The sequence below is a fragment of the Bacteroides sp. ET225 genome (assembly GCF_024733745.1).
Lineage (GTDB): Bacteria > Bacteroidota > Bacteroidia > Bacteroidales > Bacteroidaceae > Phocaeicola > Phocaeicola excrementipullorum.
The window spans coordinates 81,822-95,397 of record NZ_JANRHN010000010.1 but is presented as its reverse complement, the minus strand read 5'-3'; the positions used below and the strand labels follow the sequence as shown (position 1 = coordinate 95,397).

General features: G+C 50.4%; 10 protein-coding genes and 1 pseudogene. 7 read left to right on the top strand and 4 right to left on the bottom strand.

What is annotated here, in order from left to right; genetic code table 11:
• Window positions 1-55: 55 nt before the first annotated feature.
• Window positions 56-2,542, bottom strand: a complete 2,487-nt coding sequence (locus NW212_RS06655; protein WP_258337863.1) for a family 43 glycosylhydrolase — start codon at window positions 2,540-2,542, stop codon at window positions 56-58.
• Between the two features lie 96 nt (window positions 2,543-2,638).
• The gene (locus NW212_RS06650) at window positions 2,639-3,196 is read right to left on the bottom strand and encodes a DUF3332 domain-containing protein (RefSeq protein WP_258337862.1); all 558 of its coding nucleotides are present in this window, start codon (window positions 3,194-3,196) and stop codon (window positions 2,639-2,641) included.
• Between the two features lie 168 nt (window positions 3,197-3,364).
• Here NW212_RS06650 and NW212_RS06645 point away from each other — a divergent pair, with 168 nt between their 5' ends.
• On the top strand, window positions 3,365-4,942 hold the full coding sequence (locus tag NW212_RS06645) for an MFS transporter (protein WP_258337861.1): 1,578 nt from the start codon (window positions 3,365-3,367) through the stop codon (window positions 4,940-4,942).
• A 308-nt stretch (window positions 4,943-5,250) separates the two neighbouring features.
• Here NW212_RS06645 and NW212_RS06640 read toward each other — a convergent pair whose 3' ends face one another.
• On the bottom strand, window positions 5,251-6,135 hold the full coding sequence (locus NW212_RS06640) for an NAD kinase (RefSeq protein WP_258337860.1): 885 nt from the start codon (window positions 6,133-6,135) through the stop codon (window positions 5,251-5,253).
• Between the two features lie 170 nt (window positions 6,136-6,305).
• Here NW212_RS06640 and NW212_RS06635 point away from each other — a divergent pair, with 170 nt between their 5' ends.
• From NW212_RS06635 to recG, 6 genes are read left to right on the top strand one after another with little or no spacing between them, the layout of a single operon-like run.
• A complete protein-coding gene (locus NW212_RS06635) occupies window positions 6,306-7,022 on the top strand; it encodes a MotA/TolQ/ExbB proton channel family protein (protein WP_258337867.1) in 717 nt (238 codons plus the stop codon).
• Between the two features lie 10 nt (window positions 7,023-7,032).
• Window positions 7,033-7,452 carry a biopolymer transporter ExbD gene (locus tag NW212_RS06630; protein ID WP_258337859.1) on the top strand — a complete coding sequence of 140 codons (420 nt, stop codon included), beginning with the start codon at window positions 7,033-7,035 and terminating at the stop codon, window positions 7,450-7,452.
• Window positions 7,453-7,457: 5 nt separating this feature from the next.
• Window positions 7,458-8,258 carry an energy transducer TonB gene (locus NW212_RS06625; RefSeq protein WP_258337858.1) on the top strand — a complete coding sequence of 267 codons (801 nt, stop codon included), beginning with the start codon at window positions 7,458-7,460 and terminating at the stop codon, window positions 8,256-8,258.
• Between the two features lie 28 nt (window positions 8,259-8,286).
• Complete coding sequence (locus NW212_RS06620; protein WP_258337857.1) at window positions 8,287-8,835, top strand: DJ-1 family glyoxalase III; 549 nt, start codon at window positions 8,287-8,289, stop codon at window positions 8,833-8,835.
• Window positions 8,835-9,506 (top strand): 2-C-methyl-D-erythritol 4-phosphate cytidylyltransferase, encoded by a 672-nt coding sequence (locus NW212_RS06615; RefSeq protein WP_258337856.1) that lies wholly within the window; start codon window positions 8,835-8,837, stop codon window positions 9,504-9,506. Before NW212_RS06620 ends, NW212_RS06615 begins: the two co-directional genes overlap by 1 nt.
• Window positions 9,506-11,605, top strand: a complete 2,100-nt coding sequence (recG, locus tag NW212_RS06610) for an ATP-dependent DNA helicase RecG (RefSeq protein ID WP_258337855.1) — start codon at window positions 9,506-9,508, stop codon at window positions 11,603-11,605. The genes NW212_RS06615 and recG overlap by 1 nt, the downstream gene beginning before the upstream one ends.
• A 125-nt stretch (window positions 11,606-11,730) precedes the next feature.
• Here recG and NW212_RS06605 read toward each other — a convergent pair.
• Window positions 11,731-13,368, bottom strand: a pseudogene (locus tag NW212_RS06605) (beta-N-acetylhexosaminidase); the annotation flags it as partial.
• Between the last annotated feature and the right edge of the window lie 208 nt (window positions 13,369-13,576).

Sequence of the window (13,576 nt, the reverse complement as noted above, 5' to 3'; positions counted from 1 at the left end):
AAGCAAGGTGCATAACGCTTTATGAGAGGCCTTATGCACCTTATTTTCTGTCAGTTTATTCCGTTTTTTTCAGAAACCGTGTCCGGTCATAGTTCCGTTGGTTTTCTTTCCAATAATTCACCAGCCTGTCCGCTTCCTCTTTGGTCAGATGGATGACGGCGCCGTGCTTCGGCGACGTGAAGTTCGTGGTTTTCATCACACCTTCATTGAAGTGTCCCAAATTCTTGAAGTTTATGAAGTCGCTTGTTTCAGCGAATCCGAAATTGTGCGGATGGATGCTGAAGATATCGTACATAAGCACCCACTTGTCTTCTCCGATGCGTTTCCATACGTTGGGGGCTTCACAGGCCTTCGGCTCGAAATCATACCAGCGTGGATCGTATTCATAGCCTCCGTCCATCCGGCTGGAAACGGCCTGTTTGATGCCTCCGTTTCCGTCGTGCGCTACATAGAACAGGTGATATTTGCCGCCTGCTTTGGTGATGTCGCCGTCAATGGCAGAGATGTTGTCCATCGGGTATTCAAACAGTATTTGGGGCATGCTTTCGATGCGGTTGAAGTCATCGTTGACATATACGTAGTAGAGGCGGTTCTGCTCATTCTTGAAGCGCATGGTGTAGTAAATCATCAGCCTCCCTTTTTCATCATCGTAGGCAACTTCCGGAGCCCATACGCATCCGATTTCTCCCAGTCCTGCCGAAAGCTGGTCGAAGCGTATGTTCGCTCTGCTCCAGTTGATCAGGTCCCACGACTTCATCAGGACAAGCCCTCTGTTGTTTCCCCATCCGTATGCTTCGCCGGGCCGTTCCCACTCCGTATCACGGTATCCGTCCCGTCGGGCGAACACGTGCAGGTCGGTCATGGCAAGGTAGAAGGCACCGTCCGGTCCGCGGAAGATATGCGGGTCGCGGATGCCGTGCTGGCTGGCGATGGTGTCCCCGGCAAGCACGGGTTGTCCTTCGTTCACTGCGGTGAAAGTATATCCGTCGCGGCTTACGGCCATATAGAGTCCGTGCGTTTCGTCCCGATGGAACACCATCAGATAAGCCCTCATATCCTTTTCCTGCGGAATGGCATTGCGGTAGAGGAAGTTTCTGAAGAATGCTTTGCCTTTTCCGCCCGAGTAAAGTGCCGGACGGAGCGCATGGAAGCCCTTGTATACATTGTGGTTCAATGACGATACATCCAGATTTTCAGCAAGTACAGTCTGAATCGTAGTCCATCCCTTGCCGTTTTTGCTTGCGGATATTGTCAGCCTGTTCCCCTGGTTCAGGATTTTGGCGATGAATGTTTTTCCGAATATGCTGGGCTTTGTCAGAGGCTCTTTTTCGCCCCGATAGACGGTGAAGGTCTTTCCGTCTGAAACGATTCCGGCGTACGCCTTTTCGTTATAGTAGAGCAGGAGGCCTCCTTGGTTTCCTTTGCCGGTTGTGATTTCCACCTGTGTTTCGTAGCACTTGTCGGTGGCGGTGGCAAGCAGCAGGCGTCCGTCCGAAGGAGATTCCCCTTTCCCGCTTACCTCCAGCGTGTTGTTCTTTATGCTCAGAGCGTTCGGGGCATATTCCTTCCAGAATGTCCATTGCAGGCCGAGCTGGGGGGTGCTGAAGTCATCCGAGAGTTCCATGACCGCCTGTCCTTCCGGAAGGTCGGACGGAGCGGTTCGGGCCGTGCGGAACCATCCGTCGGATGTCCATTCAACCGGTTCGATGAGGGTGGAGCGTCCCAGCGTGTGGTAGCCGTTCGCGTAGGCGTGGTATACGATCCACCAGTTTCCGTCTGCATCATCCACCAGTGTGCCGTGCCCTTTCGACCACCACCTTTCTTTGCTGCTGTAGGTATGCACTATCGGGTTGTAGGGCGAGTTTTCCCACGGGCCGAAGATGCTTTTCGAGCGGGCGGCCACGCACATGTGGCTGGTTGCGGGTCCGGCAGTTCCGCCTTCAGCCGATACCATGTAATAATATCCGTCCTTCTTGACCAGCTTGGGAGATTCCAGGTACATGTCATTTCCTTCTGTAACCCAGTTCTTTGGATATTTCCATCCGTCATACACTTTCCGGCTTTCTCCGGCCACTTTCAGTCCGTCATCCGTCAGCGGAGTCACCCGGCCGTTGTTGGTGAACAGGTAGCGGTTCCCGTCCTCGCCCACCACATGTCCCGGGTCGATGCCTTTGATGTCGAGTCGGACAGGCTTGCTCCACGGGCCACGTATGTCATCGGCCCAGACCACCCAGTTCACTCCGTCTGAAGGATAATAAATGTAGTATTTGCCGTTGCACTTCACCAAATCAGGAGCCATCGCCGAACCTTCGTACTCGGGCACGGCCCGGCAGACAGGTTTCCAGTTTGCCAGGTTCTGCGAATGCCAGATGAGGAACCCCGGCGCGTAATAGAACGGAGAGTGCGTCATGTAATAGTCCTTTCCGTCGCGCAGAATGGTGGGGTCGGGATAGTCGCCCGGAAAGATAGCCTTGGGATAGGTCTGCGCCCAGAGTCCCATCCACATGAATAGCGGGAAGATGAGTGCCAGAAGTTTTCGCATAAATGTTTACGGCTTAAGCTCAAAAAAAGGCTTTCAAAGAAAGGTTGAACCTCGTTTGAAAGCCTTTATGATGGAGTGTCTTTTTAGAAAAGTTTTTTATCTTGCTGCAAGAAACAATGATTGTCCGCTGGCCGCACGTGCAGTGGCGAGTCCCTGCAAGTCGGGAGATACAGTCATTGGAGTGCCGTCCGCCTGTTTGAACGTGATGGTTCCGTCTTCGTTCATCGTAATCAGTTCATAGCTTTCGCCCTCAGAGGTGACGGCGTTCCATGTGCGGTTTTCTGCATTGTAAACCAGGTCCAGCGGCTTGTCTTCTTCGCCTTTCTTCGTTATGGTATACCCGTCTTCGTTGGTGCGTACCATGTATTCGCCGTTTTCGCCCTTCACGGTCTTTACCTTTCCGACATCAGCCAGCGGGTTTGAGCCCGACCAGAACTCCACGGAGTTCAGAACGATGACATCCGCTATATATGCCACTTCATACACCGGGATGAGGTGGAAGGCCAGAAAAACAACTTCGTTCACAAACTTATTTCCGATACTTTGGTTCCAATCTTTCAGGTTGTTCCAGAGCCCGAAGGAGCCGATGCAGGATGTGCAGAGCAGGCTTCCGCTTAATACGGCGCACAGAACTGTCATTCTTGTTTTTTTCATACGCATTCAAATTTTAATTGAGTTATAAGTCCGTTTTATATCTCGTTTTTTATGTATTGACAACAAAGTTAGAACTTAATTTGGAAATTGAAAGAAAAAAGCCGGAAAAATCATTATCTTTGTGCGTTTTTTTAGGATAAATATCAAATTAAAACATAAAATTAAAAGATGAAAGAACATATCCAGAAAAAGTTGAGCGATTCGAAGACGGCGCGCTGGTCGGCCATGCTGATCGTTTCGTTTACAATGATGTGCGGTTACTTCTTGACCGATGTGATGTCCCCTTTGGAAAATTTGTTGACAACTCAGGGAAAGGTAGTGTACTTTACGGACGATACGTCGATGTCTGCTGACAGTCTGATAACCAAGGTGAAGCTTTTTTCAGCGGCAAGCGCCCTGTCAGAACCTGAACTGGCGGTGGAAAAGCTGGAGGAAGGGATGAACCTCAAGTATATGGATTCGGTTGACGGCATACAGACGGAGATGGAGAAAACGGTCAGCGCCGTGGCGAAAGGAGAAGGATGGTCGAGTACGGAATATGGATTCTTTTCCGGTGCCTATGGCATGATAAACGTGTTTCTGCTGATGCTTTTCTTCGGCGGACTGATTCTGGATAAGATGGGAATCCGCTTTACCGGTACATTGTCGTGCGGCTTGATGCTGGCGGGAGCGCTCATCAAATGGTATGCGTTGTCTACGGATTTCGGAGGCTCGATGCTTTTTGGAATGAACATGCAGGTGGCGCTTGCCTCTGTCGGTTTTGCGGTGTTCGGCATGGGAGCTGAAATTACCGGAATTACCGTATCGAAAGTGATCGTGAAATGGTTTACGGGCAAGGAACTGGCCTTGGCAATGGGGCTTCAAGTGGCTATGGCGCGTATCGGAACAGCGATAGCGCTGGGGGTAAGCCTGCCTGTCGCACGGATGATGGGGGCTGTTTCTTATCCGGTGTTGTTCGGAGCCATTGCCCTGTGTGTAGGTTTTGTTTCTTATATGGTATATTGCGTGATGGATCGCAAGGAGGATGCTTCGGAAGTTGCTGTGCGTCAGGAAGCGGGAGAAAAGGAAGAGGAAGGCTTCAGAATGGCCGACCTGAAGCAGATATTCGGCAGCAGGGGCTTCTGGCTGATCACGTTGCTGTGCCTGATGTTTTACGCCGGCGTGTTCCCGTTCCTCAAGTTCGCAACCAAGCTGATGATCTTCAAGTATGGCGTTCCCGAATCGTTTGCCGGACTGATTCCGGCTTTGCTTCCGTTCGGAACCATTTTGCTGACCCCCCTGTTCGGGTCGTTGTACGACCGTATCGGCAAAGGGGCTACGTTGATGCTTATCGGTTCGGTCATGCTTACCGTGGTGCATATTTTGTTTACCCTTCCAGTGCTCGACTACTGGTGGTTTGCCGTGATTGTGATGGTTGTGCTTGGAATCGCTTTTTCTCTCGTGCCGAGTGCCATGTGGCCTTCTGTTCCTAAAATCATTCCCTTGAAGCAGTTGGGTTCTGCCTATGCCATCATTTTTTACATCCAGAATATCGGTCTGATGGCTGTGCCTTGGCTGATCGGATGGGTGATCGACCGCTTTGCGACCTTGCGCGACGCTTCCGGAACCATTACGGGGTATGACTATACGGTTCCGATGGCTATCTTCTCTCTTTTCGGGCTGTGCGCAATCGTGATAGCCTTGATGCTCCGTTCGGAAGACGCGAAGAAACATTACGGGCTTGAGGAGGCCAATATAAAGAAATAAGGCAGGGCTGACGCATTACTAAAGTCATTGATATTCAGAGTATCTGATATTTAGAAATATACTAAAGCCTGATAAAAAGGCTGTTTTTTACCTATAAAATCAGTATATGCTGAATAATAAGTACCTAATAATCAATATTCTTTTTAATGCGTCAGCCCTGAGAAATAAGGATATTTTTACCTCTTCACTCCAGTGAGGAGTTCGTATCACTGGAGTGAAGAGATTGCATCACTGGAGTGAGGAGATCGTATCACTGCAGTGAAGAGATAAAGATGACGGGAAGTTTTTCGGAGCTTCCCGTTGTTTTTTTATTGTCTGTTGTCGGCTCCCCACATCATCTTTTCCCTTAACGTGTTGAAAAAGGAGTGGTTGCACCGTTTCACGATGCGTATGAAGTATTCGGCGCGCCGGATGGTCAGTCGGGTTCCTTCCCTGCAGGTTTCGCTTCTTCCGTCGACGGAAACCCAGAAGTTATGGCTCCGGCTTTCTACGTCAAGGGTTATTTCCCAGTCGTCGCGCAGCACGATCGGACGGACGTTGAGGCTGTGAGGAGCTACGGCGGTCAGACTGATGGTGCCGCTTTGCGGAACCATGACCGGTCCTCCCACGCTGAGCGAATAGGCCGTAGATCCTGTAGGTGTGGCAATGATCAGTCCGTCGGCCTGATACACGTTGAGCGGCTCGTTGTTTATGTAGGCCCGGATGGTAATCATCGACGAACTGTCCTGTTTCAGCACGGCTATTTCGTTCAGTCCGTAGGGGTAGCCTTTCAGCACCTGGCCGTTGCTGGTGAGCTTGAGTACCCGTCTGGGTTCGGCGAGATACTTTCCGCGGTAGATTTCTTCAAAGGTTTCTTCCATCTGGTCGGGCGATATGGCGGCCAGGAATCCCAGCCGTCCGGTATTGATTCCGAGGATGGGTATTCCCTTGTTTCCTACCCGGCTGGCCGTTTTCAGAAAAGTTCCATCTCCGCCTACGCTCAGGGCCATGTCGGCATGGAAGTCGTTCCCGTCAAACACTTCCAGTCCGCCGAGGTCTGCCCGTGTGTGGTGCTTCAGGAAATAGTAGAATTCGCTGCTGATGCAGATTTGCGCTTCTTTCCGGCGCAGGATGTCCAGCAGGTTGGCTATATGTGCAGATTTGTGTTCTTGGTAAGTGTTCCCGAAAAGGGCGAACTTCATGTTTGGTTGCATATATTTTGTTGCTTTTATCAATCTTTTTAGGGGTGTTATGGCAAGTTTCTCGTAAAACCTGCTAACTTTGCATATCGTAGACGCAAAGATAGCAATTTTCGTGCAAAACGGATTTGCGTCTGCTGTATTTTGAACCATAAAAAGAGTGACGAACAAAATTGTCTTAAGGGATTATGATGCTTACTGTACTTGCGGCAGCCCAGGCTGCCGTTGAAACTGTAGCCGGTGAAAATCCGGTACTCACGCCTGTTACTGCCGGCGAACCTCAGATGAATCTTTGGGATATGGCCTGCAAGGGAGGCTGGATTATGATTGTGCTTGCCGTGATGTCGGTCATCGCGTTCTATATTTTCTTTGAACGTGCGGTGACAATACGCAAGGCGGCAAAGGATGATCCGCTGTTCATGGACCGCATACGCGACTATGTGAAGTCGGACGACATGACATCGGCTCTCAACTATTGCCGGATGACCAATACGCCTTCCGCGCGTATGATAGAAAAGGGACTCAAACGCATGGGACGCCCTGTTTCAGACATCCAGGCGGCCATTGAGAACACCGGAAACATCGAGGTGGCGAAACTGGAGGACAAGCTTTCGATTATGGCAACCATTTCCAGCGGAGCGCCGATGCTGGGGTTTCTGGGAACAGTAACCGGTATGGTGCGTGCCTTCTGGAATATGGCGAATGCGGGAAACAACATTGACATCACGCTGTTGTCGAGCGGCATTTACGAGGCCATGATCACTACCGTGGGCGGTCTGATTGTGGGCATTGCGGTGATGTTTGCCTATAATCATCTGGTCTACCGCATAGATAAGGTGGTGAATCAGATGGAGGCAAAGACCATGGCTTTCATGGATCTGCTGAACGAACCAAACTCTTAAATTCTGAAGTATGTCATTGAAAAGAAGACAAAAAATATCGCCGGTGTTCAATATGTCGTCCATGACGGACCTCATTTTCCTGCTGCTGATATTTTTCATGATTACTTCGACAATGGTTTCGCCGAATGCCATCAAGGTGCTTCTGCCTCAAGGCTCTGAACAGACGTCGGCCAAACCGATGGCGAGGGTGATCATCGACAAGAACCTCAACTATTACGGAGCGTTCGGCAACGAAGATGAAATGCCGCTCGGGGTAGACGAACTGACTGCTTTTCTGCAGGAATGCGCGCAAAAGGAGCCGGAAATGTATGTGGCTCTTTATGCCGACGAGTCGATACCGTATAGGGAAATAGTGCGTGTGCTGAATATTGCAAACGAAAATCATTTTAAGATGGTGCTGGCCACAAGGCGGCCGGACAAGAGTAAATGACCGGAATGAAACGAAGCAAGGTAACGGGAGTCGTATGTACGGCGGCGCTTCATTTGGCTGTGCTGGCGCTGCTTTTCCTTCTGAAGTTTTCTGTTCCGCAGGAGCAGGAAGAAGGTGGCGTGCCTGTTATGCTCGGCGATGCGGAATCGGGAACGGGGGAGGAAGAGGCTTATTCGCTGACTGAAGTGGATGTGATGCCTGCCCCGGAAGAGGCAAGTGAAGCGGAAGTGGACGACCGTCCGATGATTTCGCAGGAGGACGACTCGCCCATGAAGGTTGAAAAGGAAACCGAAAAGAAAAAAGAGGAAGCGAAAGAGCCTGAAACTGAGGCTGTGAAGAAGCCGAAGGAGAAGACCGAAGCCGAAAAGCGTGCCGAGGCGGAACGTGCCATGGCGCAGGCCGCTGCAAACAAGATAGCCGGGGCTTTCGGCAAAGGCTCGAAGATGGGGGCTGCGGGCGACGGACACGGGACGCACCGTCAGGGAAGTGCGGCAGGAAACAGCAGCGAAGGGAAGCCTTCGGGAACCGGCGGAATCGGAGTGTATGACCTTCAGGGGCGTTCGCTGGGTACAGGCGCATTGCCGGTGCCTGTCTATAATGTCCAGGATGAAGGCCGCGTGGTGGTGACTATCGTTGTTAATCCCGAAGGGGCGGTTATCCGCACAAGCATCAACAAGCGTACCAATACGGTGAATCCGGCTTTGCGCCGGGCTGCGCTGGAGGCTGCCCAAAAAGCACGCTTTAATGCGGTTGACGGAGTGGACAACCAAAGCGGAACAATAACGTATTATTTCAAGCTGAAGTAGAATTGTAGAACCTTATAAACATATGAATATGAAAGCAGTTTGTATTTTTTTGGCAGAAGGATTCGAAGAATCTGAGGCATTGTTGCCGTTAGACATCATGCGTCGTGGCGGACTGAGTGTGAAGACGGTTTCCGTTACGGGAAACAGGACGGTTGCAGGTGCGCATGCAGTTCCTGTAGTTGCGGATATGTTGTTTGAAGACCTGAAAGGGGATGACGTGGAGATGGTTGTATTGCCGGGCGGACTGCCGGGAGCTGCCAATCTGGACGCTCATGCAGGACTGGGCAAACTGATCATGGATTTTGCTTCAGCAAACAAGCCGTTGGCTGCTATTTGTGCGGCTCCGATGGTATATGGAAAACGCGGACTGCTGAAAGGCAAGAAGGCTACCTGCTATCCCGGCTTCGACAAATATCTGGAAGGGGCTGAATATACAGGCAACATGGTAGAAGCATGTGATAATTTCATCCTTGGCAAAGGCCCGGCTGCAGCTGCTGAGTTTGGCTTCGCTTTGCTGGCAAAGCTTGCGGGAGAGTCAAAGGCGCAGGAAGTTAAATCGGGAATGCTGTTTGCCTGATGAAAAAATACCTGATAGTTGTTGCAGGTGGCAAAGGTGTACGCATGGGGGGCAGTGTGCCCAAGCAGTTTCTTTCTGTGAAGGGCAAGCCGGTTCTTATGCGTACGCTTGAAGCGTTTTATTCCTGGGACAAGGGGATGGAACTGATTGTGGTGCTTCCGGAAGAACAGCAGTCCTGCTGGAAGCATTTGTGTGCGGAACATGGCTTTCATGTTCCGCATAAGGTTGTTTCAGGGGGAGAAACGCGCTTCCATTCGGTGAAAAACGGGTTGGAACTGATTCCTGGCGAAGAAGGGATGGTGGGTGTACACGATGGTGTGCGTCCGTTTGTATCGGCCGAGGTGATAGCGGAGTGTTATCGTCAGGCTGAAAGCAGGGAGGCCGTTGTTCCGGTCATAGATGTGGTGGAAACAGTGCGCCGTCTGTTGCCGGACGGAGGAAGTGAAACGGTTCCTCGCAGCGATTACAGGCTTGTGCAGACTCCCCAGGTTTTTGCAGTGAAACTTTTGAAGCAGGCATACGCTCAGGATTATGTTCCCCAATTCACAGACGATGCTTCTGTGGTCGAAGCATTGGGGCATCCGGTGTATCTGGTTCCGGGCAACCGGGAGAACATCAAGCTGACCACTCCTTTTGATCTGAAAATGGCGGAGGCACTCATAAAAGACTGATGATTGATCTATCTACACGCGACATAAAGTTCTTGCAGGGGGTAGGACCTCAGCGTGCGGCTGTTCTGAACAAAGAACTGGGTATATGTTCTTTCAAGGATCTGCTGTATTATTTCCCGTATAAGTATGTAGACAGAAGCCGTCTGTATCTGATTCGGGAGATTGACGGAAATATGCCTTATATCCAGTTGCGTGGACGTATCTTGAGCTTTGAAACGTTTGGAGAAGGACGCCAGCGGAGGCTGGTGGGGCATTTTACCGACGGCACGGGCGTGATAGATCTGGTGTGGTTTCAGGGGTTGAAATACATTGAAGGGAAGTATAAGGCTAACGAAGAGTACATCGTGTTCGGCAAGCCTACTGTCTTTAGCGGACGCATCAATGTGGCGCATCCGGACATTGATCCTGCGGCAGACCTGAAGCTGAGCGAGATGGGGCTTGAACCGTATTATAATACAACGGAGAAGATGAAGCGTCACAGCCTGAACTCACATGCCGTCCAGAAACTGATGAAGAATCTTTTTGCCCTGCTGAAAGAAGACGCATTTGATGAAACGCTCAGCCCGTCGCTGGTGGCCGCCTATCATTTGATGCCGCTGACTGATGCGTTGCATAATATTCATTTCCCGCGTAATCCGGAATTTCTTCGCAAGGCGCGTTATCGTCTGAAGTTCGAAGAACTCTTTTACGTACAGTTGAATATCCTGCGGTATACGAAAGAGCGGAGAAACAAGTTCCGCGGTCTGGTGTTTGGCCGGGTGGGAGAGATTTTCAATACATTCTATTCAAAGAACCTGCCTTTTGAACTGACTGGTGCGCAGAAGCGGGTGATAAAGGAAATGAGGCAAGACATGCGCAGCGGCCGTCAGATGAACCGCCTGTTGCAGGGGGATGTGGGGAGCGGAAAGACGCTTGTTGCCTTGATGACCATGCTGATAGCCTTGGACAACGGTTATCAGGCCTGTATGATGGCTCCTACGGAAATTCTTGCAACTCAGCATTATGAAACCATCACGCGTTTCCTTGCCGGAATGGATGTGCGGGTGGAACTGCTTACAGGCAGCATTAAAGGGAAAAGGCGGGAAACGGTTCTGCGCGACCTGCTGACAGGTGACGTGCATATCCTGATAGGCACCCATGCGGTGATAGAGGATACGGTGGGGTTCTCTTCGCTTGGTCTTGTCGTGATAGACGAGCAGCATCGCTTCGGCGTTGCTCAGCGCGCCAAACTGTGGGCTAAGAATGTTTCGCCTCCCCATGTGCTGGTGATGACGGCCACCCCTATTCCCCGCACGCTGGCAATGACGCTTTATGGCGACCTTGATGTATCTGTTATCGATGAACTGCCCCCCGGAAGAAAGCCGATACAGACTGTTCACCAGTTCGACAACCGTCGTGCCAGTATGTATGCTTTCATGCGGAAGCAAATACAGGAGGGGAGGCAGGTTTATGTAGTGTATCCCTTGATTCAGGAAAGCGAAAAGATGGATATCAAGAACTTGGAGGACGGCTATCTGCATATTTGCGAGGCATTTCCGGAGTATAAAGTGAGCAAGGTGCATGGCAAGATGAAGCCGGCGGAAAAAGATGAAGAGATGCAGCGTTTTCTGCGGAATGAAACGCAGATCATGGTGGCTACAACGGTGATAGAAGTCGGAGTGAATGTTCCGAATGCATCTGTAATGGTGATTGAGAATGCTGAACGGTTCGGGCTGTCCCAGCTTCACCAGTTGCGCGGGCGTGTGGGACGGGGTGCGGATCAGTCTTACTGCATTCTGGTGACCGGCTATAAGCTTACGGAAGACACGCGGAAGCGCATTGAAATCATGGTGCAGACAAACGATGGCTTTGAGATTGCGGAGGCTGATCTGAAATTGCGCGGGCCCGGCGATCTGGAAGGGACGCAACAGAGCGGCGTGGCTTTTGACTTGAAGGTCGCTGATATAGCCAAGGATGGCCAGCTTCTGCAATATGTGCGTGATATAGCCGAAAGACTGCTTGATTCTGATCCCAACGGAGAACGTCCGGAAAATGCCATTGTATGGAGGCAGCTAAGAGAGCTGCGCAAGAAAAATGTAAACTGGTCTGTGATTTCCTGAGATTTCTTTGAGAGGTGTGCCGAAATGAAAATCAGCCTTTCATTCGGCACACCTCTTTCTGTTGGGAAATATGTTTATTCCATTTCTTCAGCCTGCGGCTGTTGGGGGAAGTCCGGATCGCTCAGAACGTGTTTGGCAAAATTATATCCTTCTGCCTTGTACACTCGCATCAGCGCTTCCAGCCGGTTCAGGAAATCACGGTAGTTCTTATGGGATGAACAAGTCCACTGGTTTTCTGACAAGGCAGCCCAGCGTGGAAGAACCATGTATTGTACGTGGTCGAACGTCGCGATATATTCCGTCCACAGGTTGGCCTGTACACCGATGATGTGCTTGCTTTCTTCAACGGAGAGTGACTCCGGTATCGGACTGTATTCATATACTTTCTTGACCGGGATATAGCCGCCTATTCCCAGCGGTTCATTTTCCTTGTCTTTACTTTGCATATAATCAAAATAGAGATAAGTGTTGGGTGTCATGATCACATCGTGTCCGCTTTGAGCAGCCTGGATGCCGCCTTTTTCTCCTCTCCACGACATGATGGTTGCTCCGGGTATTGCGTTTCCTTCCAGCATTTCGTCCCAGCCGATTATTTTTCTTCCGTGTTTTTCAAGGAAAGAAGCCACGTGCTGCATTACGAATGTCTGAAGATACTGTTCCTTTGTATGGGTTTTGTCGCTTCTGATGCCTTCTGCCTTGATCCGTGCCTGACATTTGGGGCATTTTTCCCAGCGCACTTTCGGACATTCGTCGCCGCCGATATGGATGTATTGTGCCGGGAATACCTGCATGATTTCGGTGAATACGTCGTCGAGGAACTGAAGCACCTTGTCATTGCCGGCGCATAGAACTTCTTCGGATATTCCCCATTTAGTCCATACTTTATACGGGCCTCCTGTGCAGCCAAGCTCCGGATAAGCAGTCAGGGCAGCCTGCATGTGTCCGGGAAGATCGACTTCTGGAATGACTGTGATGTAACGCTCTGCTGCATACGCCACGATTTCTTTGGCTTCTTCCTGTGTGTAGAATCCTCCATAGGGCTTTCCGTCGAAGCGCTCCGGCCTTTCGCTCGCATGTCCGATCAGCGTTTCTTCACGTTGCGAACCCACTTCCGTCAGTTTGGGATATTTTTTTATTTCGATTCTCCATCCTTGGTCATCAGTGATGTGCCAGTGCAGGCGGTTCATGTTGTGGAGAGCCATCATGTCAATATATTCTTTTACTTCTTCGATTGTAAAGAAATGGCGAGCTACATCGAAGTGTGCTCCTCTGTATCCGAAGCGTGGACTGTCTTCTATTGTTGCGGATGGAAATTCCACGTTGCTTTTCTTTTCGCTTGCCGGAAGCGTTTTGCGCAATGTCTGTATTCCGTAGAATGTTCCGGCTTCCGAGGCTCCTTGAATGATTATCTGGTCAGGAGTTACTTTCAGTGAGTATGCTTCCGGATTATCAGATTCAAGGCCGGTTTGCAGCAGTATGACGTTGTTGTCTTTCGCTTCAGTTGTGGTCTGAAGATTCAAATGCACCATTTTGCTGATGTATTCAGACAGGAACTGTGCGTTTCGTCCCATTTTTTCGTTGCCTTCCGGATAAACGATTTTCGTCCGGCTGTTTAGAACAAACGATTCACCCTTGTTTGCCGTTGTGTCTATTTGCTGCGGACAAGGTACAATCCGGTAGTCGGCGGTTGCCGCAGGCTGTTGGCATGAAGTGCCCCATAGTGAAAGGACGAAGATGCCGCCCAATAAAAAGCTTTTTTTCATGGTTGTGTGTTTTTAAAGTTAAATGTTGAGTCTTTCTGCAAATATAATGGATGTTTGTCATTGTGCCTAATGCTGAGGGGATAATAATGTGGATTTTTCTCGTCGGGATGGAGTGGTCAGTGGCAGGCAAATACGTTCCTTTCGTTTTGTCCGTGGGGCCTTGAACTTTTTCCGGAGTTGTTTTTTTTATATTGTCTTAGAAATGAAA

Coding starts and splice junctions, on each gene's coding strand:
- recG (WP_258337855.1), top strand. CDS start 9,506: ATGATTGATCTATCTACACGCGACATAAAGTTCTTGCAGGGGGTAGGA.
- NW212_RS06650 (WP_258337862.1), bottom strand. CDS start 3,196: ATGAAAAAAACAAGAATGACAGTTCTGTGCGCCGTATTAAGCGGAAGC.
- NW212_RS06640 (WP_258337860.1), bottom strand. CDS start 6,135: ATGCAACCAAACATGAAGTTCGCCCTTTTCGGGAACACTTACCAAGAA.
- NW212_RS06615 (WP_258337856.1), top strand. CDS start 8,835: ATGAAAAAATACCTGATAGTTGTTGCAGGTGGCAAAGGTGTACGCATG.
- NW212_RS06625 (WP_258337858.1), top strand. CDS start 7,458: ATGAAACGAAGCAAGGTAACGGGAGTCGTATGTACGGCGGCGCTTCAT.
- NW212_RS06645 (WP_258337861.1), top strand. CDS start 3,365: ATGAAAGAACATATCCAGAAAAAGTTGAGCGATTCGAAGACGGCGCGC.
- NW212_RS06620 (WP_258337857.1), top strand. CDS start 8,287: ATGAAAGCAGTTTGTATTTTTTTGGCAGAAGGATTCGAAGAATCTGAG.
- NW212_RS06630 (WP_258337859.1), top strand. CDS start 7,033: ATGTCATTGAAAAGAAGACAAAAAATATCGCCGGTGTTCAATATGTCG.
- NW212_RS06655 (WP_258337863.1), bottom strand. CDS start 2,542: ATGCGAAAACTTCTGGCACTCATCTTCCCGCTATTCATGTGGATGGGA.